Genomic DNA, 24587 nt, shown 5'->3' with positions numbered 1-24587 from the left:
GTTAATTATAGAAATCTCCCACGGGGGCCGTGGGCACAGCGGCAAGCCCATAGGTAGCGCTGGGCCTAAAGGGCGTAGCATGGTTGTGCCCCTACTTCTGCACCCGCGCCCCTGGCCGCGCCACACCCATGAGCAGCTATTTGATCTTTTGGCTGGTTGGATTTGCCACCCTCTGGACAGGGCTAAGGCTATTTGACGACGAGGTGCTGCTGATTGCGGCGCTAATTGTGGGCTCTGGGCTGGTGTTTATCGGTCTGCTCTCGGCCCCAACCGGGCTACAGATTGCGATTGAGGTGGCGCTGGTGGCGTCGTTGTTTCATCTCTGTATGGAGTGCATCAAGCGGGGCGATCGCGCTTAGATGCACCTGGCATGCCATAGAAGCTGTCAGGGCCTTCACCACGTATCCCCCCAGGAGCAGCGGTAGAGCGTCGATCGACCATCGCGGCCGGTGCCGTGGGGGCAGTACCCCTGCCCTGGAACGAACTCCTGCAAATCACGAACTCCATCAATGGTAGAGAGCAGCTGCAACAGCAAAGCCAGTCGAGGAGCCGCTTGGACGGGGTGCCTACAGACAGGGGGTGAGCTGTGGCGCTAAAGCTGGGCCAAGTTGTGAAAGCAAGCATTTGAGATAGATCTAGGCGATCGCCTCCTTCACAACACGTTACTAAACAGCGTAGGCACTTTACTAAACGGTTTAGTAAAGTATTGATAGATCAGCTCACCCTTTCCAGAAGGTAATCGCTATGACACCAGACTCATCAAGTATTCTCCACACAGACTGCTGCATTGTGGGCGGTGGCCCTGCGGGTGCCGTTCTGGCGCTGTTGCTAGCCAGGCAGGGCATCTCGGTCACACTACTAGAAGCCCACAAAGACTTCGATCGCGACTTTCGGGGAGACACGCTTCAGCCCTCGGTGCTGACCCTGATGGAAGAGTTGGGTTTAAGCGAGCAACTGCTGCAAATCCCCCACAGTCAGGCTCATCAACCGCACATGCACACTGAGCAGGGTGATTTCACGTTCATTGATTACAGTCGTCTCAAGACCCATTTTCCGTTTCTGACCGTCATGTCCCAGGTGCGTTTTCTAGAATTCATCATTGAGCAGGCTAAACAGTACCCAAACTTTCAGCTGCTCATGGGTGCAAATGTTCAAGAACTGGTTGAATCAGCAGGAACTATTCAGGGGGTGCGCTACCGAGGCCAGGGCGAATGGCATGAAGTTCGCGCAACATTAACGATCGGCGCAGACGGGCGACACTCTCGCGTTCGACAGATGGCCGGGTTGGCATTCCCTACATCCAATGCCTCCCCTCTAGATGTTTTGTGGTTCCGCTTACCCCGCCACCCTGATGAACCAGACGAACTTACGGCTTTGGTTGGGCACGGTCAGTTTATTGCGCTGCTGAACCGCGATACCGAGTGGCAAGTGGGCTGTGTGATCGCCAAAGGAGCCTATCAAACGTTGCGAAAACAAGGACTGGAGGCTTTTCGACAATCGGTTGTCAAGGCAGTGCCTCAGTTTAGCGATCGCATCGAACAGCTACAGAACTGGTCTCAAATTGCTTATCTCTCGGTAGAAACAGGCTGTCTCAAACGCTGGTATCGACCTGGACTGCTGCTGATTGGTGACGCGGCCCACGTCATGGCTCCCTTTGGCGGGGTTGGCATCAACTACGCGATCGCTGATGCCGTCGTTGCGGCCAACATTCTGACTGCACCCCTGAGAGCTAAACAAGTCACCCTTCAAGATCTGCTGAGGGTACAGCGGCGTCGAGCTCTGCCGACCCGACTCATCCAAACGTTTCAGTCCATCATTCAGCGGCAGCTATTTTTGCCGGGTTTAGATTCTACGCAGCCTTTTCAACCCCCTGCGCTGATGCGTCTGCCCTTTGTGCCGAGGCTACTAGCAAGATTTCTTGGCTTTGAACTCATCCCTGTTCACGTTGCGCCAGCAGCTCAACAACCTGCTTGCCCAACGTCCTAACAGTTCGAAGGGTTTGGCAACCTGTTCCCTAAGCCATCTGGCCCCCTTAAGTTATTAAATTATCTAGCGTTAAAGCCTTCGGCGTAAGATCGACAGTGCCGCTAACTTGGGGTGTTAACAGGAATGGTGTTGATGTCTCGCGGTTGCGATCGCGGGCATCAACACCATTCCTCCTACACTTAAGCCACCCAACTACCTGCGGCTACTGCTCTTGCATTAGGCGCAGGTAGTTTTGCTTCAGCTGCATGTGGCTCTCGCTGAGGCGATCGGACAGGTTCTTTTCAACCTCAGAGAGCTGCTCCCAAAACAACGAGGAGCGCTTCGAGCTGATGTACTCCTGCCACAGCTGCGCCAGGAGCACAGCGGCTTCAGGGCTTTGGGTTTCGAGTTCTTCCAGCACGTTTTGAAATGCCTCGTGGGCTTTGGGGTGCTGCTGAACGCTTTGAGCCAGGCTAATCGCGGTTTGCAAACGGCTCGACAGATCGGTGGCGTCGGTGGAAGGATTCATAGGGTTTAGTGAATACTGACGATTGCTACCCATAACGCTAAACAATTAAACCAATCCCGGCAAGGAAAGTCTGACCGTTGGTTCATTTCTGGCTACTGCGGCGGGCAGAGATTAGGGTAGATTCGTAAGGGGCTGCACCACCCGCTGGCGCTGCGCCAACCCCACCCTTTCCCTAGCCGCACCTTTTCTTGACCTATGGCCAAACAGCGCATTCTTTCAGGCATTCAGCCGACCGGCAACCTGCACCTGGGCAACTACCTGGGGGCGATTCGCAACTGGGTTGACCTGCAAGAAGAGTACGACGCCTTTCTGTTTATGGCCGACCTGCACGCCATTACGGTGCCCCACGACCCGACTCGGCTGGCCGAAGACACCTACAAGGTGGCGGCCACCTACATCGCCTGCGGCATTGACCCCGAAAAAGCCACCATTTTTGTGCAGTCGCACCTGTCGGCCCACTCGGAGCTGGCCTGGTTGTTTAACTGCATTACGCCGCTCAACTGGCTAGAGCGCATGATTCAGTTTAAAGAGAAAGCCATCAAGCAGGGGGAAAACGTCAGCATTGGCCTGCTCGACTACCCGGTGCTGCAGGCCGCCGATATTTTGCTCTACGAGCCTGACCTGGTGCCCGTGGGCGAAGACCAGAAGCAGCATTTAGAGCTGACCCGCGACATTGCCGCCCGGCTCAATTTTCAGTTTGGCAGTGAAGACAGCCCGGTGCTCAAGGTGCCCGAACCGATGATTCGCAAAGAGGGGGCGAGGGTGATGAGCCTGACCGACGGCAGCAAAAAAATGTCGAAGTCAGACCCCTCTGACCAGAGCCGCATTGACCTCACCGACCCACCGGAGGTAATGGTCAAAAAGTTTAAGCGGGCCAAAACCGACCCGGAGCGGGGGCTGTGGTTCGACGACCCAGCTCGGCCCGAGTGCCACAACCTACTGACCCTCTACATGCTGCTGTCGGGGCAAACGAAGGAAGCGGTGGCCGCCGAGTGCCGCGAGATGGGCTGGGGGCAGTTTAAGCCCCTGCTGGCGGAGACGGCGGTGGAAGCCTTGGCCCCGATTCAGAGTCGGTTTAATGAGCTGATGGGCGATCGCGCCTACCTAGAGAGCATTCTCAAAACCGGTGATGAAAAGGCCCGCGCCCTGGCCAATCAAACCCTGGATCGAGTAAAAACAGCCCTGGGCTACTCTAAGCCGCTGTAGCCATCGGGATATACTGATCAACTATTCCTGTCATATCACCCCGTATTATCACACCGAGTCCAATGCACGGATTCCTGAGGAGGACTTTTTGACTTCTGCACCGTTGGGTTATCGGCTGCGCACGGCGGCCCAGGCTGGCCAGTTTTTGGTGACAGCGGAGGTAATGCCGCCCAAGGGAGGCAACCCAGAGCACATGCTGGCGATGGGGCAGGTGCTCAAGGGCCGAGTGCACGCTGTCAACATTACCGACGGCAGCCGAGCGGTAATGCGCATGTCGTCGTGGGCGGCGGCGCTGCTGCTGCAACAGCAGGGGGTCGAAGCGGTGTGCCAGGTCGCCTGCCGCGATCGCAACCGCATTGCCCTGCAGGCCGACCTGATGGGGGCCTACGCCCTAGGGGTGCGCAACATTTTGGCCCTCACGGGCGACCCAATCAAGGCGGGCGACCACCCCGAGGCGCGGGGGGTGTTTGATCTAGAGTCGGTGCGGCTGCTAAAGCTGCTCGACAAACTCAACTGCGGGGTAGACAGCAACGACAAGCCCCTCACCGACGGGGCGCTCGACTTATTTGCCGGGGCCGCGATCGACCCTCAATTGAGCAGCTGGTCAGGCCTTCAGCGGCGGTTTGAGGCCAAGGTCAAGGCGGGGGCGCAGTTTTTTCAGAGCCAGCTAATTACCGATTTCGATCGCCTGGGCAAGTTTATGGATCAGGTGGCCTCGGGCTACGATCGCCCCGTAATGGCCGGGATATTTTTGCTCAAGTCGGCTAAAAACGCCAATTTCATCAACCGCAACGTGCCGGGGGTCACCATTCCCCAAACGATTGTCGATCGCCTGGCCGCCGCCGCCGATCCGCTGCAGGAGGGGGTGCAGATCGCCGCCGAACAGGTGCAGGCGGCCCGGCAGGTGTGCCAGGGCGTACACCTGATGGCGGTGCGTCGCGAAGATTTGATTCCCCAAATTTTAGACCAGGGGGGCGTTGCCCCGGTGGATGCGGCCCTAGCTCAGGGGTAGGGCCTGGACCTGGGGCACCCGCTGGCCGACCGGCACCAGCTTCAGGCTGCCCGGCGGGGCCAGGGTGAGCCCGCGCCGCACGGGGCGCAGCGGACGGCGATCGCGCGGGGCCAGCTCTAAATGCCAACGGCGCAGCACGGTGGCCAGCACCAGCTTCATTTCCATCAGCGCAAAGGCCATGCCAATGCAGCTGCGGTGACCACCCCCAAAGGGCAAAAATTCGGCGGGCGAGTACTGCCGCTCCAAAAATCGCTCTGGCCTGAAGCGATCGGGCTCGGGGTAGAGATCCTCCCGGTGGTGCACCAGGTAAATGTTGAGGAACAGCACGGCCCCGGCGGGGAACTCGTAGCCCGCCACCGTCAGCGGTCGACTGAGAATGCGAATGCCCGTGGTGGGTGCCACAGGGTAAATGCGCAGGGTTTCCTGGCAGAGGGCGGTGAGGTAGGGCAAATTGGCATAGGCTAGGGGATCGGAGCTTGGTCCCACCGCCGCTAGCTCCTGGGTCAAGCGCTTCGCAATGCGATCCGACTCGGAATCGCCCACCTCCGGCAGCCAGTGCACCCAGTACAGCGCCCAGGTCAGCGCTGAAGCGGTGGTTTCGTGGCCCGCTACCAGCAGCGTCATCAGCTCGTCGTGCAGCTCGCCGTCGCTGAGGGGCTGGCCCTGGTCATCGCGGGCGCTCATCATCAGCGACAAAATATCGGTGCGCTCAGGCTGCGGCTGCCGCTGCCGATCCTCAATTTCGGCGTAGATCAGGGCGTCAATCTCGGCCTTGATGCGCACAAACCGCCCCCAGGGGCTCAGCGGCCCCAGATCTTTTTGCAGACCGGGGAAGAAAATGAAAAAAGCGCTAAAGGGTGTGCCCAACCCCTCTAGCAGCGTGCTAAGCAGCTGGCGCAGGCGATCGTAGCGATCGCCATCGTCCAGCCCAAATACTGCCTTGAGAATTACCCTCAGGGTGATGTCCTGCATAGTGGCCCGCACGTTAAAGGCGGTGCCCGACTGCCAGTCGGCCATCGCTTGCTCGGTCAGAGCGCAGATCACGTCGCCGTAGGCCCGCATGCGATCGCCGTGAAAGGGCGGCATCAGCAGCCGACGGTGGCGGCGGTGGCGCTCGCCATCCAGCAGCAGCAGGGAGCGATCGCCCAGCAGAAACGTCAGGCCGCTGCCCGCGCTCTGAGGCGGCACGTGAAACTGGGCCGCATCGGCCTGAAAAATGCCTTGAATCACCGCCGGATCGGCCACGTAAATTGAAGGCGGTGGCCCTTTCCCCATCTGAAACACCGGGCCGTAGCGGCGATAGTTATCTTCAAAGTAATCAAGCGGGCGCAGAATTAGCCTGGGGGCGCGCTGCCAAAAGGGCGCTTTAGAGCCGGGAAGCGTAGATGTGCCTGTAGACATAGGGTAGACAAGTCCGAGCTACTGCCTAAATCCCTTCTATGCTAGACCACCCAAGGTTAGAACTACCGAAGCTAACCTGCCCCAGCTTAGCAGCGCCCATTCAGCTCTACCCTCAGTTACGACCCTCAGCTAAGCGTTGACAGGACTGGACTAGCCTTGAGCTGTTGCTGCTGATAAGAGCACTGCCCTAAGCTATGGCGAAACAAAAACTGACGGCTTTCTGGCGTATCGGTTATCCACTGCCCAATCAGGTTGTGCCACTTGACCGGCAGCTGTAGCCTAGTCCAAGCGTCCGCAGAGTTTAGGGACAATGTGCCGTAGATCTCCGCATCAGTCAGCAGGGTTTTAATGCAGCGAGCTAGGGCGACGGCGTCTTTCTCTGGAAACATCAGCACGTCTTTTCCCAGCTCAAATTTCTGCAAAAACATCGGGTGATCCGACAAGATCAGAGGCGTTCTGACGGTTAGAGCTTCGTATATAGTCAGGGGCAAGCCCTCTGGGTAGACATGGCGGCTAGGAACCACCACCACATCAGCCCAGCGCATCTTCTCTAAAACCTGATCGTTGGGCAATCCCCCCGTTAGAACCACCTGCTTATCTAACCCCAAGCGGTTAACTTCGGCCCGAAAAAGATCCAGTTCCCCTTTCCCAATTAAAGTTAGGTTTGGAGTTACACCAGCGTCTCTCAGTATGACCAGAGCGTTTAGGATGTCGCTGACCCCTTTAACCTCATGAATAGCACCCACATAAACAATATTTCGCTCATTAATACCTGTATTTCCCAAGCTTTTGGGAACAAAATCATTAGGCGTAGTTTCGTAAGGATAATCCCAGGGAATGATTTTGTCCGACTTGACGCCAATATCCTCTAGAGAATGGCACGAACTCAAGCCGTGATTGGCAATTAAATCAACCGCTTTATCATTCAGCAGACGTGATAGCCGCGCGTGGCGGAGTTTAGTAATAAGTCCACCCCCCTGAAATGAGTCGGCGAACAAACCCATCGCCTTGACCCGGTTGCGCTTAGCCCACTTAAATGCAGAGAACAGCGGAAAATGAACGATTAAATGGGTAGGCTTTTGCTGATCGAGCAGCTTGAACAGGGACTTAGTATCTTTATAAGGGTCAAGATTGCCGCCCACGGCACGCAGCCCAGGCTCTAAAACTTCGTCGTATTTAGAGCTTGTTCTGCAACAAACGAAGATGACCTCGTCGACTTGCTGGCGGATCGCAATGGTGCTTTCCAAAATATATTTATGGCCAAAGTACTGTTGCTTTCCAGATTGAGAGAGCAGTTGATAAGTCTCTCTCATATCACCGGCATACTGAAGGATCACCAGACGGATCCCAGCTTGATTAGACATAGTGATTAAATTTAGTGGATAACAGCTATAGCTTATAGTCTAAAGAAATTAACTGCCTAAGACAATGCCCAGACAATGCCCTATTAACGATAAAAAGTATCAAAGACTACCTGTTGATTGAAAATAACAGTCTGGATGTTATACACATATCTCCATTGCTCCCGATTCTACTACTTCCATTCTATGCGCAGGGAACAGACCTAGCGGTTAGGGGAATAGAATTGGGCCGTTGACTTTTAAGTAAGTAGGGCATCTTAATTACTCTCGTAGAATGGCTCATCGCCACGCCCCCTACACCGAAACTCATTCGGCACGTTCTATAGCATTGTTGGGCTTTCCAGCAAAAACGTTCCCTTGGTATGAAGGAACAGGGTTGAAAGCGTTGTAGTGCCGCCCCACCTCACTTTAGGCAAGTCACCGCTGATGGCGTCTTGGTGCTCTGCTGACGTGCGGCGAGAGCCCTGCTGCTGTGTTGATCGGTAGCCTAACACCACGTTCGAGTTCAAAGACTCTAGATCAAAACATCCCGCAGGGGCAAACGACTGTTTGCCTTTAACTAACCGAGGGTAGGCCACCAGGAGTTGCCTTGAACATAGCTGTTCCACCGGCTTCGCTTCAGGAAGCGGCTATGGCTGTTGGTCCTGCTGGGGGTGCCACGCCAGCAGCATGGGCGATTGGTGTAAGACCGCAGCACAACAATCCGAATCGGGAGAGGCGGGTGGGACGGGCAGCTTACCTGTGCAGGCGATAGGTTTGCCCTGCGGATTCTGGCGATTGACGCCGGACACGCAAGAACGGAATACCCGTGCTCATAGCTACCCAGCAGGGCTAAGGCAGCTGCCCCGAGGATGACAGCTCTAGCTCCTCTTTGAGCAAGTTGTCGTAGATGCGGGGCAGTCGGGTCGTCATGCTGTTGGACTCGATACCGTAGCCTAGGCTGGTCCAGGTGCCAGAGAGGCGGCGTAAAACTTCGTCTAGTCGACCGTCACGGAGGGCGGTGGGAATGTCGAAACTCCAGGCTGAGGAGTCTTTGAGCCAGTGATAGACGACTAAGTCTTGGGATTCGGCGTCAAAGCTGTAGTCGCCCCAGGTACCGAACCAGCTAGACGATTTGGGGTGGTACTGACGGGCTTTTTCTTGCCAAGTGCTAGTCAAAAACTGGTAGCGTCCGGCGGCGGTGGTGCAGTGCCCCTGGTTAGGCCCAGCTACGATCTCCACGCAAATATTGGGATGACGGTTGAGCTGGGGAACTAACTGCCCCCCGTAGAGCACGTTGTAGGGCTTGCTGATATTTGACTCGGCTGCCGAGATGGTTCGCATGAGCGCCCTGATGTAGGGGTCGCCCCCCGTCATGGCTAGCGGTTCGGGGTGGCTGACCCACACTGTTTTTTGAATTTGCCGCAGCGAGGTGCGGGGCAGCGATCGCACGCTCAGTACCCCCACCCCTAACAGCAGCAAAATAGCAATGGTCACGGCTCGCCGCCGTTTTGCCTGCTGGATACGGCGCTGTCGAGCAAGATGACGAGACGGACTTGAGGGCAGTGAGGTCACAGGCGAGGAAATGATCAGGAACAGGGCTCAGCAGCGGCGGCTAGCCTAGGCAAGCGACAGCCGCTTCACCTATTTCCCTAGGCAGAGCAGCCATCGCTATAGTAATTCATCAGCTCAAGAACCTGCGCTGGGGTGCGACCCCATTTAGCGGTCCACAGAGCCCATGATGATGTCGATGCTGCCTAAAATAGCCATGATGTCAGCCACTTTGACCCCCTTTAGCAGGTGGGGCAAAATTTGCAGGTTGTTGAAGTCGGCGGCGCGCACCTTAAAGCGCCAGGGAAAGATGGTGTCGTTGCCCATGATGAAGACGCCTAGCTCGCCTTTGCCGCTTTCTAGCCGCACGTAGTGCTCTCCAGCGGGAATCTTAAAGGTGGGGGCGATCTTTTTGCCAATGAACTGGTAGTCAAAGCTGTTCCACTCCGACTTTGGGCCTTCGGCCATGCGCTTGGCCTCCAGGTTTTCGAAGGGGCCGCCGGGTAAATTTTTACAGGCCTGCCGAATAATTTTTACGGACTCGCGCATTTCACGAATGCGCACCTGGTAGCGGGCCATACAGTCACCAGCGGTTTCGTACTGCACCTCCCAGTCAAAGTCGTCGTAGCACTCATAGTGGTCGACCTTGCGCAGGTCCCACTTGACGCCTGAGCCACGCAGCATGGGCCCAGACAGCCCCCAGGCGATCGCCTCATCGCGGGAGACCGTACCTATCCCTTCGATGCGGCGGCGAAAGATGGGGTTGTTGGTAATCAGCTTTTCGTACTCATCGACTTTGGGCAAGAAGTAGTCACAGAAGTCGAGGCACTTGTCGAGCCAGCCGTAGGGCAGGTCAGCGGCGACGCCGCCAATGCGGAAGTAGTTGTTGTTGACCATGCGATAGCCGGTCGCGGCTTCCCACAGGTCATAGATCATTTCCCGCTCACGGAAAATGTAGAAGAAGGGAGTTTGGGCACCGACATCGGCCAGGAAGGGGCCAAGCCACAGCAGGTGGTTGGCAATGCGGTTCAGCTCCAGCATGATGACGCGAATGTAGCTGGCCCGCTTGGGTACCTCAATGTTGGCCAGCTTTTCGGGGGCGTTGACCGTGATGGCCTCGTTGAACATGCCCGCCGCGTAGTCCCAACGGCTGACGTAGGGCACAAACATGAGGTTGGTGCGGCTTTCGGCAATTTTTTCCATACCCCGGTGCAGATAGCCAATCACCGGCTCGCAGTCGACAACGTCTTCGCCGTCGAGGGTGACGATGAGTCTCAGCACCCCGTGCATCGAGGGGTGGTGAGGCCCCATGTTGAGCACCATGGGTTCGGTCTTAGTTTCAATGATTGACATAGGGGCTACCCAATGGCCAAAGTACTGTTCTGCTATATCTTTGAGTATCTTAATGGGTATCGCCTCAGTTTGCGATACAGAGCAAGGATTGGGATTGCTGATGGCCGAGCCAGAGTTTCATCATGTGCCGGTGCTGCCTGATGCAGTGACGGAGGGGCTTAGCATTCAGCCCGGTGGCCGGTACTTAGATGCTACCGCCGGCGGGGGAGGCCACAGCCGACTGATTTTAGAGGCTGACCCTACGGTGAGCCTGGTCGCGGTAGACCAAGACGCAGCGGCGATCGCAGCTACCCAGGCCAATTTGGCCGAGTTTGCCGGTCGCGTGTCCTACTGGCACGGCAACTTTGCCGAGTTCAAGCCCTCGGGTGCGCCCTTTAGCGGCATTCTGGCCGACCTGGGGGTGAGTTCGGTGCAGCTCGATGTGGGCGATCGCGGCTTTAGCTTTCGCCAAAGCGCGCCCCTCGACATGCGTATGGATCTGCGCCAAGACCTCACCGCCGCCGACATCGTCAACCACTGGGATGAAACCGAGCTGGCCAATCTGATCTACACCTACGGCGAAGAGCGGCTGTCGCGCCGCATTGCCCGCAAAATTGTAGACCAGCGCCCCTGGCAGACCACGACTGATCTGGCCGAGGCCATTTCTTACTCTGTGCCCCGCAGCTACCGCTATGGCCGCATTCACCCGGCGACCCGCACCTTTCAGGCCCTGCGCATTGCGGTCAATCGAGAGCTGGAGGTGCTAGAAACCCTGCTTAAGGTCGCCCCAACCTGGCTGGCCCCTGGCGGACGACTGGTAATCATCAGTTTTCACAGCCTAGAAGATCGCCTGGTTAAGCACACGCTCAAAGACTCTCCCGACCTCAAAGTCATTACCAAAAAGCCGGTAATTGCGACCGAGGCCGAACTCAGCCAGAACCCGCGCTCGCGCTCAGCCAAGCTGCGTGTAGCTGAGCGTATTGTCGCGCTGTAGCCAATCGCTCAAAGCCGCAATTGTTATGTTTATTGATGAAGGAATGGCCGTAAACGTATTTGAAATAACAATTGCGAAACCTAAGGTAAAGATTAAAATTAATTCGCAAGAAATAGTTTTACCTCACAGTTCCTTCATATAAGATTGAGGAGCAGGGAAAATTTCCTGTCCCATCGAATTCCTTATTACAAACCACCATGAATACTCAAGACAACGGTAGCTACCGCTTTTCTGTGCTGCCTGGCACCCGAGATCACCGCGGCTTTTTTGTCCAAGAAACAACCTATGAACTGGTGGATGTCAGCGATGCTGGCTGGGCTCGAATCTGTTTAGACAGCGCCGCCTGCTACTACGTAGACCCCGCCAATATTAAGACCCTTTGATAGTTTGATAGGCCTCAAGCGATGGCCTTTAGTCTGCCCTCGATAGAGTATTTACCAGTAGCATCTGGGCTCCGTCCTGGGTTTGACCCTGCGTGTGAGGAATCGTTACTACAGTCAAATAGTTCTTAGCCAAGGTCGCGAAACCGATGAACGCTGCAACTCGAATCTTCTCTGTCTACGTGTCTGATTTAGTTGTTGAACTCCGCGATGACGGCAGTCGTTACTCGGGCGATGGACGTCTAGTGTGCAGCCAGCGTAATTACGACAGTCTGTTTAGATTTGCCAAAAACCTGGCTCTAAACCGCGCTATTCCCCTGCGGGACTACACGCGATCGGACGCTCAATATCAGTACTAAGCCAGCCGTAGACGAAGCGTTGCGGCAGTGCGGCATCGTCCGCTTTGGTCTCTTTAATCGACAAGCCCTCAGCCTAAGATCCTTCACAATGTGGGAGGGTTTAAGGTTGGGGGTTTGCTTGCTTCAGTTCTCTGGGGGGCTGTTCCGCCACAAATTCTCCAGCTATCTATAACTTTTAGAAGGTTTGGCCACTCCACGCAATGCTCTACATTGTTGGGTAGTGGTGGGGTAAGGCGCGACGGAGACGTTGCTGATGCCTGGGCTGCCAATCCCCAAGCCATTCAGCCTTTTGTACGATTGGGTATAACTCGCGTGACGACATTTTTAGACGTTATTGGTACTGGCAAAAGCAGCACGGCTGAAGCCCTAGAGATTTTCGACCGGCTCGACACGGTTGAGGTTAGCGAGCTGATTGGCTCATGGCGGGGGGAGAGCTTTTTCACTGGGCATCCCCTGGACGGCGCGCTTGAGGCTTACTACTGGCACGGCAAGCGGTTTGAGCATGCCGAGCATGTCCACCCGCTCGTTTTTGAAACAATGGGAGGCGGCACCGCGAGCGTTAATCCCCTCTGGGCACTGCCAATTGTTCAGTGGCTCGATCGGTTGCCAATTCCAAAGTCAAAGGCTGCGGGGCGTGTTTTTCAACTGGGTATTGGTTTAGTGTCTACTACCCAGTCCTGTGCGCGGCTGCGCTTGACCCACTATCGGGGCAAAGTGTCTGCAACTATGATCTACGACACCCTGCCGATTAGCGATATCTTTCGCAAGATAAATGACAATACAATGCTTGGTCTGATGGATCTCAAGGGAACAGAACAACCGTTCTTTTTTGTATTGCGCCGTGAGCAGCCACAGCCTGTAGAGTAATCGTAAAAGGCCCGCAAGCATTTTCTGTACGGATCTACAAATACTGATCAAAAAGGCCGAGTTGATGTTGCTAATTGGTTGGCATTAGGTTTGAGATGTCGGTAATTGTTACGGTCGAAAACTTGGGTGGTGAGCTGGTGTATGGCCATCGCTTCAGAAACTTTGGTGTGTTCTAATCACAATGGCGATCGCTGGATGTGGCTAGCGAGGGTTGCTTGCCCTAGCCACCTGGGGCCAAACAAGACCGTTCTGCCGGAGGGCCAACGTTACCCTTCGAGCTGCTACTGGTGGTGGTATTGCTGAAGATTTCTTGCGCCGATTGTGATAGCAATCCGGCGTGATTGTGTTGGCACAACTGTGTATATGTCACTATTTTTTCTCCCTCCTCGATCGCGGTAGCAGAGGGGCGGCAACCTAAACTCCACGAGAAATACCCTTACTGGGCAGGAATAATAAACACTACAATCGCTTACTAAAGACTGAGTGAGTTCCTGCGGTATGTCGTACGATTCTGCGCTGGTGGGCCAGGGGGAAAGGCCAAAAGAAATTTTAGTAGTGGATGATACTCCCAACAATCTACGGCTTCTGCTGCAAGCGCTGTCTTCGGAGGGCTACCTGGTGTGCTGCGCCAAAAGTGCTGCCCTGGCGCTGTCGCGGGTAGAAAGGGCGCTGCCCGACATGGTTCTGCTGGATATTCGCATGCCCCAGATGAACGGGTACGAACTGTGTCAATGGCTGAAGGCTAACGCCAGAACGCGCGAGATTCCGGTAATTTTTCTCAGTATTCTAGATGACGTTGAGGATAAGGTGAGAGCCTTTGGGCTGGGGGCCGTTGACTACATTGCCAAACCCTTTCAAATTGAGGAGGTGCTGGCGCGGGTGGAGTATCACTTTCAGACCCAACAGTTCCAGAGCCAGCTTCAGGATGAAAACCGTCGCCTGCACCAGGAAAATGCGGAGCAGCAGCGATCGCTGGCTCAGATGGGGCAGTCCTACAGCCTGCTGAGTCAGGTCTTAAACTCGCTGGCCGATGGCATTGCTGCTTTTAAGGCCGTTCGAAACCAGCAGGGAGAAATTGAGGATTTTCAGTGGCTGCTGGGCAATGCGGCCTGGGCCAGTCAGGTGGGGCGATCGCCCGCTGAGCTGGTCGGAGCCCCTCTGGCCGAGGCTTTGATAGACTGTCCTGGTGACGATCTGCTCAACCTGTTCATTCAGGTGGTGGAGCGGCATGAGTCGCTGCAGTACGAGCTGCTCTGCGAACCCAATGGCGAGATTCCGCTGTGGTTTGAGCTGATGGCCAGTCGTTTGGGCGATGGCCTGGTGGCCCGGCTCAAAGACATTACCCAGTACAAGCAGGTGGTGACCCAGATGCAAACCGCCATTGCTGAGCTGCAGATTTTAACCACCCAGGATGGGCTGACCCAGATCGCTAACCGCCGCGCCTTTGACCAGTATTTGCAGGCGGAATGGCTGCGATTGGCCCGTATGCAGGAGCCAATTTCGCTAATTATGGGCGATATTGACCGATTTAAGCGGTTCAACGACCTGTGCGGCCATACCACCGGAGACGAATGCCTGCGGCGGGTTGCCGAGGCGATTGCCTCGGTGGTCAAGCGCCCCGCCGATATGGTCGCCCGCTACGGCGGCGAGGAATTTGCCATTTTGCTGCCCCACACCGACATGCAGGGAGCCGCCCAGGTCGCTGAGCAAGTGCTGAGCGCCATTACTTGTCTGCGGCTAGAGGTACCGAGAGTGGATTGTGAGCGAGTCAGCCTCAGTCTGGGGGTCGCTAGCCAGGTTCCTAATCTGACGAGAACGGTAGAAACTTTGCTGACAGAGGCTGATATGGCGCTCTACTCCGCCAAGAGGCAGGGTGGCAATCGGGTTTGCCTAGCGGTCTCAGAAGGGGGCTTCGGCGAGGCCCCAGGCGGTGGGGCCGGGGCAGAGGCATTTGATATGACTGTTTACGATGAAGAAGACTAGCCTATCTGGGGGGCAGCACCCTATGGGGCGTATTCTGTTCCAAAGTTATGATTTTAGGATAGGCCCAGGGCTAGGGTGGGTAAGTATAAGTATTTATCTCTAGGGCATGGGCATAATGGCAGAGAGCCATTTTTGAGGGGTGCGATCGGCTCTGTACTGCTAAGTCTGTTTTGTCGGTCTTGTAATACAACCGTTTCAGTTCTCGGCACCCCTGCCCATGGCTACTCTTCTCTGTGTTGACGACAACCCGCTGACGCTACAGTTTGTCCAGGCTCAGCTAGTAGAGGCAGAACTAGACTACCGCATCGCTCTGGCTGCTACTGCCCTGGAGGCGATCGCTCAGATTCAAGCAATCGGCGGCGCTGATCTCGATCTACCCCTGGTGATTGCCGCTCAGGCTTTGATCTCCCCCGATTGGATCCAGCTTCTCTACAACCAGTTTCCACGGGCGCTGGTGGTAGTGGTGGACGTGGAGGACATGGGGGCGATCGCGGCGCTGCTGCCCCAGGGACAGCTCTACCGCTATATGACCAGGCCGTGGCATCCGATTGACCTGCGGCTGGCGATTACCGAGGCGCTGCGGCGCTACCGCTACGAGCAGGAACTGGTGCAGCTGCGGGCTGAGTTGGCGGCAGCCCAGCAGCACATTGCCAACCTGAGCGACCTCAACCGACAGCTAGCTACCCCTGAACTGGTTGACCATCCCGAGACGGCCAGGGCGCTGCGGGCTAGCGAGGCCCAGCGGCGGGCTATTCTTTTGGCGGTGCCCGACGTGATGGCGGTGCTGACGGAGCAGGGGCAGTACGTCGATTTTTCGTACAACCAGTTCGACGGCGAGCTAATTTTTGTTGAGGCGTCGCGAATTATTGGCTCCTACCTGAGCGATATTTTTCCAGCAGAACTGGCTCAGCAGTGGCTAGCGGCCATTCAGCGCACCCTAGCCACCGGCACTCCGGAGCGGTTTGAGCAGCAGCTGTGCTTTGGCGATCGCATTCAGTATGAGGAGGTGCGCATTGTTCCTTACCAGAACAACTGGGTACTGGCCATGGTGCGCAATGTCAGCGAGCGCAAAATGGCCGAGTTGGCCCAGCAGGAGAGCGAAATTTACTTTCGACAGCTGGCCGAGACGTTGCCTGGGGTGGTGTACCGCTACCTGCGCCGTGCCGATGGCACCGATGCGTTCACGTATATGAGCCAGGGGTGTCAAGCCCTTTACGGCATTACCGCCGCTGCCGCCGTGGCCAACTCCGGCAGCGTATGGGAGCTGGTTTACCCCGAGGATGTGCCTCTGCTGATCGCCCGTATGGAGGACTCAATTCACTATCCCGAGCGGGGTTTTCAGGTTGAGCACCGCATTCTTACCCCCAGCGGCGAGCTGAAGTGGTTGCAGGCAGAGGCCCTACACCCCTGGCGGCGGGAGAATGGCGACCTGGAGTGGAATGGCTTTGTGCGCGACATTACCGATCGCAAACAGGCTGAGCTAGACCTGCGCCGCAACCGCGAGCTGAGGGAGGCCATTTTTAACGAATCTGCCGATGCTCTGTTTGTTGTCGATCCTCAAACTGAGTTGATTATCGACTGCAACGACCGAGCGGTGGCGCTGTTTGAGGCCGAGACTAAGGCGGGGCTCATTGGCCTGGTCGGCAATACGCTGCAGTGTCAACCCTTTACCGAGGTAGAACTGGTTGAGATTCACCAAACTTTGGCTGAGCGAGGGTTTTGGGGGACTGAGGTGGAGTACACCAGCCTGAAGGGCCAGCGGTTTTGGGGTAACTTGGCCGCCAACCCGATTACCGTTGCCGATATGGCCCTATTTCTGGTACGACTTACCGACATCACCGAGCGCAAGGGAGCCGAACTGGCGCTGGCCCAGGCCGAAGACCGCTACCGTCAGGCTACCCAGGCCGCCAAAGCTGGCGTTTGGGAAATCAATTTGAAGACCAACAGCGGCTATATCGACCCCAGCAAAAAAGCCCTGGCTGGCTATAGCGACGCCGAAATTAGCAATGACATTGACCAGTGGAATCAGCTTGTTTACCCCGAAGACCGCGATCGCGTAGATGCCACTATTCAAGCCTATCTCAGTGGTAAAACTCCAGACTTTGTGGTCGAGTATCGAATTTGGCACAAGGACGGCTCCCTGCGCTGGATGCTGGGACGGGGGCAGCTGCGCCGCGACCACCAGGGCCAGCCCACCGTATTCTTTGGCACCACCACCGACATCACCGACCTAAAACAGGCCGAACTGGCCCTGCAGCAGCTCAACGGCGAACTCGAACAGCGGGTGCAGCAGCGCACTCAGGACATTCAAAAGCTGGCGGCTATCGTCGAAAACAGCACCGACCTGATTGGTATGACCAGCCTCAGCGGTGAGTTGCTCTACCTAAATCAGGCCGGGCAACAGCTGTTGAGCCTATCCCTTGAGGCAGGTGTTGCCCAACCCTGGACCGCTTTTCTCAGCCCAGCGGCGGTATCTCAGTTTGAGCAAGAGACCTTACCCGTTGTGATGAATCAGGGCTACTGGTGCGGCGAATCGACCTTTCTCCACAGCCAAACGGGGGAGGAGATTATGACCGAGCAGACGCTGTTTTTGGTGCGCGACCCCGGTACCCACGGTCCCCTCTGCATCGCCATGATTTGTCGAGATATTCGCGAGCGGGCGCGGCTGGATGCCGAACGCAAACAGGTCGAGCAGGCGCTGCAAGAATCGCGCAACATGATGCAGCTGGTGCTGGATACTATTCCCCAGCGGGTGTTTTGGAAGGATCGCGACTTCCGTTTTTTGGGCTGCAACCCGGCTTTTGCCAACGATTACCTGCTCACCCCCGACCAGGTAATTGGTAAAACCGATTCTGAATTGCCCTGGGCCGCCCATGCTGAGGAGTATCGGGCTGCCGATACCAGAATTATGGCTAGTCAAATACCCGAGTTGGGTTTTGAGGAACTCACCACCAGCATAACCGGCGAGCAAATTTGGATTCGGACCAGCAAGGTGCCGCTTACCGCTGCAGACGGCGTTGTGATCGGGGTGCTGGGCTGCTACGAAGACATCAGCGATCGCAAGCAGGCCGAAGACCATCTCAAAACCATGAACCAGGAGCTAGAGCAGCGGGTGCAAGACCGCACCATGGCCCTACAGCAGGCCATGGAAACCGCTCAGCTGGCGAGTCAGGCTAAAAGTACGTTTCTGGCCAATATGAGCCACGAGCTGCGCACACCCCTCAACGCGATTTTGGGATTTTCTCAGCTGATGGCCCGCGACTTTGCCCTCGGCAGCAGCACCCGCCAATCGCTGGAGATTATCAACCGCAGCGGTGAGCACCTGCTCGATTTAATCAACGACATTCTTGAAATGGCCAAAATTGAGTCTGGGCAGGTCAGCCTCAACCCTCTGTGTTTTGATCTAGACACTCTGCTGGGCACGCTGGGAGACATGTTTCACCTGCGTGCCAGGGGCAAAGGGCTGGAGTTTAGGATCGATCGCCATCCGGCTTTGCCCTGCTACCTGTGCAGCGATGAACCTAAGCTGCGCCAGGTGCTGATTAACTTGATTAGCAACGCCATCAAATTTACGTCCCGTGGGCAGGTTTGCCTGAAGGTGACTCCGGTTTGGGCTGCCTGTGATCGCCCCGCTGTCGGTGGTACCCTACCGATTGCCTTTGCCGTCAGCGACACCGGCATTGGCATTGCTGCCGAAAACCTCGATCGCCTGCTGGAGCCCTTTGTGCAGGTCAACCAGGGGGCTGGCGTGTATGAGGGAACGGGGCTGGGGCTGTCGATTAGCCGTCAGTTTGTGCAGCTGCTGGGCGGTACTCTCACCGTTGAGAGCCAGCTCGGCCTGGGGTCTACCTTTGCCTTCACCATCCCTGTGCAGGTGGTCGATGCCGTGGATGTTGCCGAGTCGGTGTCGCTGCCCGCCCAGATTACCGAGCTGGCGGCTGACCAACCCCGCTACCGCATTTTGGTCAGCGATGACGACGACATTCACCGGCAGCTTTTGACCCAGCTGTTGCAGACTACCGGGTTTGACGTCTGCGAAGCCAGGGACGGGCGGGAGGCGATCGCCCTCTGGGAGCGCTGGCGACCCCAGCTGATCTGGCTCGATATGCGCATGCCCGTCATGAGCGGCTACGAGGTCGCCCATTACATTCGCAGGCAGGAACAGGCCGCTGACCCACCCTCCACCAAAATTGTTGCCCTCACCGCCAACGCCTTTGAGGAAGACCGCGCCCTGGCGATCGCCTGCGGCTGCGATGACTTTGTGCGCAAACCCTTTCAGCTCAACTATGTGTTGGCCAAGCTGGCCGAGCACCTGGGGGTACAGTATGCCTACAGCCTGGAGCCGATGGCAGCGCCCGCCGACCCCATGACCGACGCCGACGCGATCGCTGCCCTGCGCGCCCTGGCCCCAGACCTCTTCGCTCAGCTCTACGAAGCCACCCTCAGCCTCGACAGCGAACTGCTCACCCAGCTGATTGCCCAACTCACCCCCAACCACCGCCCCCTGGCCGATCTGCTCGCGGTGCACCGCGACGACTTCGCCTTCGACCTCATCCACGATCTGCTTCAGCAGGCCACCGATTGCTGAGGACTGAGTTTTGCCAGTCAGGCAGAAAGCCTGGCTGTAGATAGCCGAGACGGCCATTTCACACCCAACCCAGAGAGCCGGCCCAGGGGCCGTAACCGCTAAATTTTGGGGCTATCGGCCGCGAATGGATGACACGCTAGGTGTGCCATATATTTTTCTTATGGTTACTGTATACATTGGTAAGACTGGGTTAAATCTTCTGGTTAACCAGCTGATTTAAAGTTATTCCGACCCTGAATGCATGGATTTTGATGCTCCCGTCTGTCAGGGCGACATTTTGCTCGTCGATGACCTGGCAGATAATATTCGCATTTTGGTCGATACCCTTTCTGGTCAGGGTTATCGAATTAGAGCGGTAAGAAACGGAGCGATGGCCTTAATTGGGGCAAAAGCTGCGCCGCCCGATGTCATTCTGCTCGACATTCGCATGCCGCTCATGGATGGGTTTGAGGTGTGTCGGCAGCTCAAGGCCGACGCCACAACTCGGCATATTCCCGTTATTTTTCTCAGCGCCCTCGACGAGGCCAGCGACAGAATTCGAGCGTTTGACGCGGGAGGGGCTGATTACATTAGCAAGCCTTTTCTGGCTGTGGAAGTGCGGGCTCGCGTGCAGCACCATCTCACGATTCGCCAACTGCGGCGGCAGGTGATGGCCCAGCAGGAAAGGCTAGCGAGTGTGGCCCAGCAAACCGCCGAACAAGCCACAGCTCAGGCCAGTGGTTCTGACCCCTCCTTGAGTACGGCTACCCGTGCCGCCTACGCCATACTGGCCTACGCCGATCGCCTCGCTCAAACCCCCGACCTTACCCCAGAGCGTGCCCTTCACCTGCAAAACCTGCGGCGGCAGGGGCAGGCCATCCTGCGTATTTTTGCCGCCCTGGGCGAGTAGGCGGTTTGCTGGCGCGTCGCCCGGCTAGCGTTTGGTCTGCAATCGTTTGGCTGAGCCTTTAAAGTGATCACAGGCTGATTTCATCTGGGGCTAAGGCTATGACCTCGTCAAACCAAAAGCCGGTCGCGATCGTGACTGGTGGCGCACAGGGCATTGGTTTAGGCATCACCAAACACCTGCTGCAGCAAGGGTGGCAGGTTGCCATCGCCGACAACAACGAAGCGTCGGGGGCTGCGGCCCAGGCTGCCCTGGCCCAGTTTCAAGACTCTTTTTGCTTTGTTCCCTGTGATGTGTCTAGCGAGGGCGATGTAGAGCATTTTGTTCAGGTCGTCATCAACCGATTTGGCGCTCTCAATGGTTTGGTCAACAACGCTGGCATTGCCAACCCCCACAGCGGCCCCGTTGAAACTTTGGCCCTGGCCGACTGGAACCAGTGGATTGGCACCAACCTGACCGGCTGCTTTCTTCTGGCTAAGCACACCGTCCCTCACCTGCGGCAGACCCAGGGCGCGATCGTCAACATTGCCTCTAGCCGTGCCTTTCAGTCGGAGCCCCACTCTGAGGCCTACGCCGTCTCTAAGGGAGGCATTGTGGCCCTGACCCATGCGCTGGCGATTAGCCTGGGGCCAGAGGTGCGGGCCAACTGCATTAGCCCCGGCTGGATTGATGTGACCGCCTGGCAGCACCCCCCGCAAGACGCTAACCTCCGCCCAATCGATCGGGCTCAGCACCCGGTTGGGCGAGTTGGTCAACCGGAGGATGTGGCCGAAATGACTCTGTTTTTGCTGTCCCAGGCTGCAGGCTTTATTACTGGGCAAACCATTGTCATCGACGGCGGCATGGCCCGAAAAATGATTTACGAAGAGTAAGCCGCCAGCACAGGATATTGGATAAGGCCACAAAAAAGCGGGACCGTAGATCCCGCCTGATGCTGTGTTAGTGAGAGTCGAGGAAAGGAGCGCGTTAGGCAAGCTAAAGCCTAGACGTCATAGGATCGGCATTCAGGAGCGTCAGGGTTAGCCGCACAGTAGAGAGCAAAGGATGAGGGTGCGGCGGTTTGTCGGCATCTTTGGACATTGCGCAGTTCTTCAACGGTTTCCCAGGCGATCGCAACGTCGACACTTCCGGCTTCGTGCATGGCCGTTAGCCGACGGGCGTGCTCGAAGGCGGCCTGCAGTTGGTTCGTCAGGGAAGGCCGACTGGTTTTGGCGGTGGGATACGTGGGATCGAAAGCAACTGTGGTTTGGCTCATGGGTGGTATATCTCCTTAGGCTGTGCTTGGGCTGTAACTGACTTAACCTCAGTTTATTGATAAGCTAAGCGAATAGCAATAGGTTTTGCATATAAGCTTTTTCTATGCCTAATCAGGTTTGCTTAACCTGGTGAGTCAGCCGTGCCGGGGCGGCCAGCACCTCAGTCAGGGCTAGAAACAGCCCTAATCGATCTGCAGAGGGGCGGTCAGGTCAGATGATGGCTGGCTGTAGGCCGGAGGTATACCCGACGACGGCAGATTGTAGGCCACGATCGCTACGGCTAGACCCAGTGCGGCACCGGCCGCAAAAGCCCAGCCGTGGGAGGGCTCAAGGGTACAGAGCAGACGGCGATCGCAGTTATAGACGTGAACGGACCAGCCTTCTTGGTTTGTGTGGTGAAGTTTGTACATGGGAATTAAGAGCGTGGGGCAGAAGGGATAGCTACGTTAATACAGGCCAGACTGGCGGTGACTGATCGCGGGGATGCCGCTGGGAGTCAGCAGGTCGCCGCGAGCAACGGTGGCGTAGATCAGGGTATGGTCACCAGTCGGCAGCGTTTCGACGACGATGCACTCGACGTAGGCCAGAGCGTCGGACAAGATGGCGCATTGGTTGGCCGCGAGCGTAAAGGGGAGGTGGTCGAAGGCGGTAGTCGTGCCCTGGCGGGTGGAGAAATGGCGACGCACCGATCGCCCCTCTTTGAGAATGTTGAGCCCAAAGCTGCTGCCCGGCGAGATTTGGGCCAGGTCGCCAGCCTCGTTGGGCAGGGCGATGATCAGGCCAGGGGGGCTAAAGCTGGCCTGGCTTACCCAGGCGGTCAAAATGCCCGAGTGAACGCCGTTTTGCTGGCGAGTCAAGACGCAGAGCGAGCCGACAATACGCCCCAGGGCCTGCCCGGTGCGATCGCTCTGAACCGCTGCGATCGCCGGTCGAGCCACCTGCTGCTTTTGCCGTTTGCGCAACTGCTGGGCAAACTCAGTGGCGGCGGCAACACAGGCCTCTAGCACCGCATTGTTGGGGCTAAAGCGCACCCGCAGGGGGGCAAAGCCGAAGGGATAGTTGGCATCCTTTAGCTTTTGCTCCAGCACATCGATCGCTTCGCCGCTCCAGCCGTAGGAGCCAAACACCCCAACCAGCTTAGTCTTGGGCACATTCGCCAAAATTAACCCCAGGGCGGTTTGAATTTGCACGGGGGCATGGCCGCCCAGGGTAGGAGAACCGATAATAATGCCGTCGCAGGTCCGCAGGGTATCGATTAGGGCCTGGGGGCTGGTCAATTCGCAGTTGATGGTCTCAACGGCAATGTGGTTGGCGGCGAGGGCTTGCGCGATCGCGTCGGCAAGCCGGGCGGTGCTGCCGTAGGCCGAGGCATAGATCAGCGCCACCCGCAGCGATTGCTGCTGCTGCTGACACCACTGGCGATAGTCGTGGGTCAACCGGCTAAGGCTGTAGCGCACCAGGGGGCCGTGGCCAGGGGCCAGGGTTTTAAGCGCTAGCGGGTCTAGGCGATCGAGCGCTGTTTCTACCTGCCTGGCCTGGGAGCTATGCAGGCAGTCGAAATAGTAGCGGCGATCGTCCTCTAGCTGTCGCCACTGCTCATCCCAAAGCGCATCGCCGCAGTAGTGCGCGCCAAACAGCTTATCGCTGTAAAGAATTTGGCTGGCCGAGTCGTAGGTGCACAGCCCGTCGGGCCACCGGGGCGTGGGCACCCCCACAAAATCGAGGATATGGCCCTGGCCCAGATCTAAGGTGTCCCCCGACCGCACCGGACGTAGGCGATCGCGGCGATCGCCCAGGGCCAGTTTGAGGGTGTTGGCCGCTGCCCTCGAACAGACAATCTGAGCCTGAGGGGCCAGCTCCAGCAGCCGGGTCAGGGTCGCCAGGCGATTGGCGTTGACGTGGCTGGTAATGATGTAGTCAAGCTGCGCCAGATGTACGTGGCGCTGTAGTTCCGTCAAAAAGAGGTCGGTAAACGATTCGCCTGGGGGGTCAATCAGCGCAACCCTGTCGGCCTGAATCAAGTAGGCATTGGCCGTGGTGCCCCGCTGGCGGCTGTATTCAACCTCGAACTTGAGGCGATCCCAGGTGCGCGATCGCAGCACCTGCGACTGAGGCCCAAGGGTCGCAACCTGCACATCGCGGGGCCGAAACGTGGTCGGCAGAGAGGCAGAGGGGGTAGTTAAGATCATAGGAAAAGCCTGGGTTAGGGGTTGTTGTACCAATGAATGGGAAGGAATTGGCCAGGGAGACGCTCACTCAATCGGCGGCTTGACCGCGCCCATTTCGGCAATGTCGTGGGCAAAACGAAGGCGGTGGCGGCGTGACACCTCCTGTTCTGGGTCAATGCCATCGAAGGTGGGCGGAATCCAGGCCCGCACCACTAGCAGCCCCCCCAGCACCACCAAGAACGAGCAGCTGGCGAGCACCTGAGTCCAGGGAGTATCGAGCACGCCGCGCACAATGATTTCCCGCAGCACCGACACGATCGACACCTCGACCGCCACCCCAATCGAAACCCGATGCTCTTGTAGGTAGATAATTAGCAGCCGAAACAGCTCCACCAAAATCAGCAAAAACAGAATGTCGGAGGTTACTTCGGGAAAATTGAGCGGCGGCAGCAGCGATAGAAACATCCCCCGCAGCTGCATCACCATGAAGCTAAACAGCCCAATGCAGAGCGAAATCACGATCAGGTCTTGAACCAACTCAAGCACGCGAACAACGTAGTTGCCATTGAGCCAGGTGACCCAGCGGGAGGAAGCGGGGAGGTTTTGCATAGGAATTACCGTTGGTGAGCGAGGAGGTGAGGAGTGAGGAGTCAAGGAGGGGGGAGATGAGGGCGAAAGGGGATGAGGGGAGAGACAGGCCGTAAAGTGCATTAGGCCGCAGATCTCTCCGCGAGGGTCGTTACCTTTGGCTAATGCACCATCTAGAGATT

21 protein-coding genes are annotated in these 24587 nt (G+C 57.0%); 12 read left to right on the top strand and 9 right to left on the bottom strand.

What is annotated here, in order from left to right; translation table 11 throughout:
• Positions 1 to 128: 128 nt before the first annotated feature.
• Together IQ265_RS07200 and IQ265_RS07195 are read left to right on the top strand one after the other, a co-directional pair.
• Entirely contained in the window at positions 129 to 359 is a 231-nt protein-coding gene (locus tag IQ265_RS07200; protein WP_194051928.1) for a hypothetical protein, read from the top strand.
• 385 nt (positions 360 to 744) lie between these two features.
• On the top strand, positions 745 to 1986 hold the full coding sequence (locus IQ265_RS07195; protein ID WP_194051926.1) for an FAD-dependent oxidoreductase: 1242 nt from the start codon (positions 745 to 747) through the stop codon (positions 1984 to 1986).
• 202 nt (positions 1987 to 2188) lie between these two features.
• Here the strand turns inward: IQ265_RS07195 and IQ265_RS07190 are convergent, their stop codons facing one another.
• Positions 2189 to 2494 (bottom strand): hypothetical protein, encoded by a 306-nt coding sequence (locus tag IQ265_RS07190; protein ID WP_194051924.1) that lies wholly within the window; start codon positions 2492 to 2494, stop codon positions 2189 to 2191.
• Between the two features lie 195 nt (positions 2495 to 2689).
• Between IQ265_RS07190 and trpS the strand changes: the two genes are divergently transcribed.
• Positions 2690 to 3700, top strand: a complete 1011-nt coding sequence (gene trpS / locus IQ265_RS07185; RefSeq protein ID WP_194051922.1) for a tryptophan--tRNA ligase — start codon at positions 2690 to 2692, stop codon at positions 3698 to 3700.
• 88 nt (positions 3701 to 3788) lie between these two features.
• Complete coding sequence (locus IQ265_RS07180) at positions 3789 to 4712, top strand: methylenetetrahydrofolate reductase (RefSeq protein WP_278002730.1); 924 nt, start codon at positions 3789 to 3791, stop codon at positions 4710 to 4712.
• On the opposite strand, the gene IQ265_RS07175 is transcribed toward IQ265_RS07180, so the two are convergent.
• The 4 genes from IQ265_RS07175 to IQ265_RS07160 form a co-directional block, all read right to left on the bottom strand.
• Positions 4698 to 6113, bottom strand: a complete 1416-nt coding sequence (locus IQ265_RS07175; protein WP_194051920.1) for a cytochrome P450 — start codon at positions 6111 to 6113, stop codon at positions 4698 to 4700. The two genes, IQ265_RS07180 and IQ265_RS07175, sit on opposite strands and share 15 nt — an antisense overlap.
• 125 nt (positions 6114 to 6238) lie before the next feature.
• A complete protein-coding gene (locus IQ265_RS07170) occupies positions 6239 to 7477 on the bottom strand; it encodes a glycosyltransferase (protein WP_194051918.1) in 1239 nt (412 codons plus the stop codon).
• An 828-nt stretch (positions 7478 to 8305) separates the two neighbouring features.
• A complete protein-coding gene (locus IQ265_RS07165) occupies positions 8306 to 9028 on the bottom strand; it encodes a glycoside hydrolase family protein (protein ID WP_347404923.1) in 723 nt (240 codons plus the stop codon).
• Between the two features lie 144 nt (positions 9029 to 9172).
• Positions 9173 to 10357 (bottom strand): NAD(P)H-quinone oxidoreductase subunit H, encoded by a 1185-nt coding sequence (locus IQ265_RS07160; protein WP_194051916.1) that lies wholly within the window; start codon positions 10355 to 10357, stop codon positions 9173 to 9175.
• Between the two features lie 100 nt (positions 10358 to 10457).
• Here IQ265_RS07160 and rsmH point away from each other — a divergent pair, with 100 nt between their 5' ends.
• The 8 genes from rsmH (at position 10458) to IQ265_RS07120 (ending at position 21265) form a co-directional block, all read left to right on the top strand.
• Positions 10458 to 11330, top strand: coding sequence for a 16S rRNA (cytosine(1402)-N(4))-methyltransferase RsmH (rsmH, locus tag IQ265_RS07155; protein WP_194051999.1), 873 nt, complete (start codon positions 10458 to 10460; stop codon positions 11328 to 11330).
• Between the two features lie 197 nt (positions 11331 to 11527).
• A complete protein-coding gene (locus IQ265_RS07150; protein WP_194051914.1) occupies positions 11528 to 11713 on the top strand; it encodes a hypothetical protein in 186 nt (61 codons plus the stop codon).
• Positions 11714 to 11859: 146 nt separating this feature from the next.
• Complete coding sequence (locus IQ265_RS07145) at positions 11860 to 12069, top strand: hypothetical protein (RefSeq protein WP_194051912.1); 210 nt, start codon at positions 11860 to 11862, stop codon at positions 12067 to 12069.
• Positions 12070 to 12381: 312 nt separating this feature from the next.
• The gene (locus IQ265_RS07140) at positions 12382 to 12936 is read left to right on the top strand and encodes a DUF4334 domain-containing protein (RefSeq protein ID WP_194051910.1); all 555 of its coding nucleotides are present in this window, start codon (positions 12382 to 12384) and stop codon (positions 12934 to 12936) included.
• 498 nt (positions 12937 to 13434) lie between these two features.
• Positions 13435 to 14919, top strand: a complete 1485-nt coding sequence (locus IQ265_RS07135) for a diguanylate cyclase (RefSeq protein WP_194051908.1) — start codon at positions 13435 to 13437, stop codon at positions 14917 to 14919.
• A gap of 217 nt (positions 14920 to 15136) precedes the next feature.
• Positions 15137 to 19507: a PAS domain S-box protein gene (locus IQ265_RS07130; protein WP_194051906.1), complete on the top strand. Its 4371-nt coding sequence runs from the start codon at positions 15137 to 15139 to the stop codon at positions 19505 to 19507.
• A gap of 241 nt (positions 19508 to 19748) precedes the next feature.
• Positions 19749 to 20396 carry a response regulator gene (locus tag IQ265_RS07125; protein WP_194051904.1) on the top strand — a complete coding sequence of 216 codons (648 nt, stop codon included), beginning with the start codon at positions 19749 to 19751 and terminating at the stop codon, positions 20394 to 20396.
• 98 nt (positions 20397 to 20494) lie between these two features.
• Positions 20495 to 21265 carry an SDR family oxidoreductase gene (locus IQ265_RS07120; protein WP_194051902.1) on the top strand — a complete coding sequence of 257 codons (771 nt, stop codon included), beginning with the start codon at positions 20495 to 20497 and terminating at the stop codon, positions 21263 to 21265.
• Positions 21266 to 21375: 110 nt separating this feature from the next.
• On the opposite strand, the gene IQ265_RS07115 is transcribed toward IQ265_RS07120, so the two are convergent.
• The 4 genes from IQ265_RS07115 to IQ265_RS07100 form a co-directional block, all read right to left on the bottom strand.
• The gene (locus IQ265_RS07115; RefSeq protein ID WP_194051900.1) at positions 21376 to 21648 is read right to left on the bottom strand and encodes a CP12 domain-containing protein; all 273 of its coding nucleotides are present in this window, start codon (positions 21646 to 21648) and stop codon (positions 21376 to 21378) included.
• Positions 21649 to 21831: 183 nt separating this feature from the next.
• A complete protein-coding gene (locus IQ265_RS07110) occupies positions 21832 to 22059 on the bottom strand; it encodes a hypothetical protein (RefSeq protein WP_194051898.1) in 228 nt (75 codons plus the stop codon).
• A 36-nt stretch (positions 22060 to 22095) separates the two neighbouring features.
• Positions 22096 to 23838 (bottom strand): diflavin flavoprotein, encoded by a 1743-nt coding sequence (locus IQ265_RS07105; RefSeq protein ID WP_194051896.1) that lies wholly within the window; start codon positions 23836 to 23838, stop codon positions 22096 to 22098.
• Between the two features lie 63 nt (positions 23839 to 23901).
• Positions 23902 to 24426, bottom strand: a complete 525-nt coding sequence (locus tag IQ265_RS07100) for a phosphate-starvation-inducible PsiE family protein (RefSeq protein WP_194051894.1) — start codon at positions 24424 to 24426, stop codon at positions 23902 to 23904.
• Positions 24427 to 24587: the final 161 nt, after the last annotated feature.

The organism is Nodosilinea sp. LEGE 06152 (assembly GCF_015207525.1).
In the GTDB taxonomy this organism is placed as follows: domain Bacteria; phylum Cyanobacteriota; class Cyanobacteriia; order Phormidesmidales; family Phormidesmidaceae; genus Nodosilinea.
This window is presented reverse-complemented; position numbering and strand designations above follow the sequence as displayed.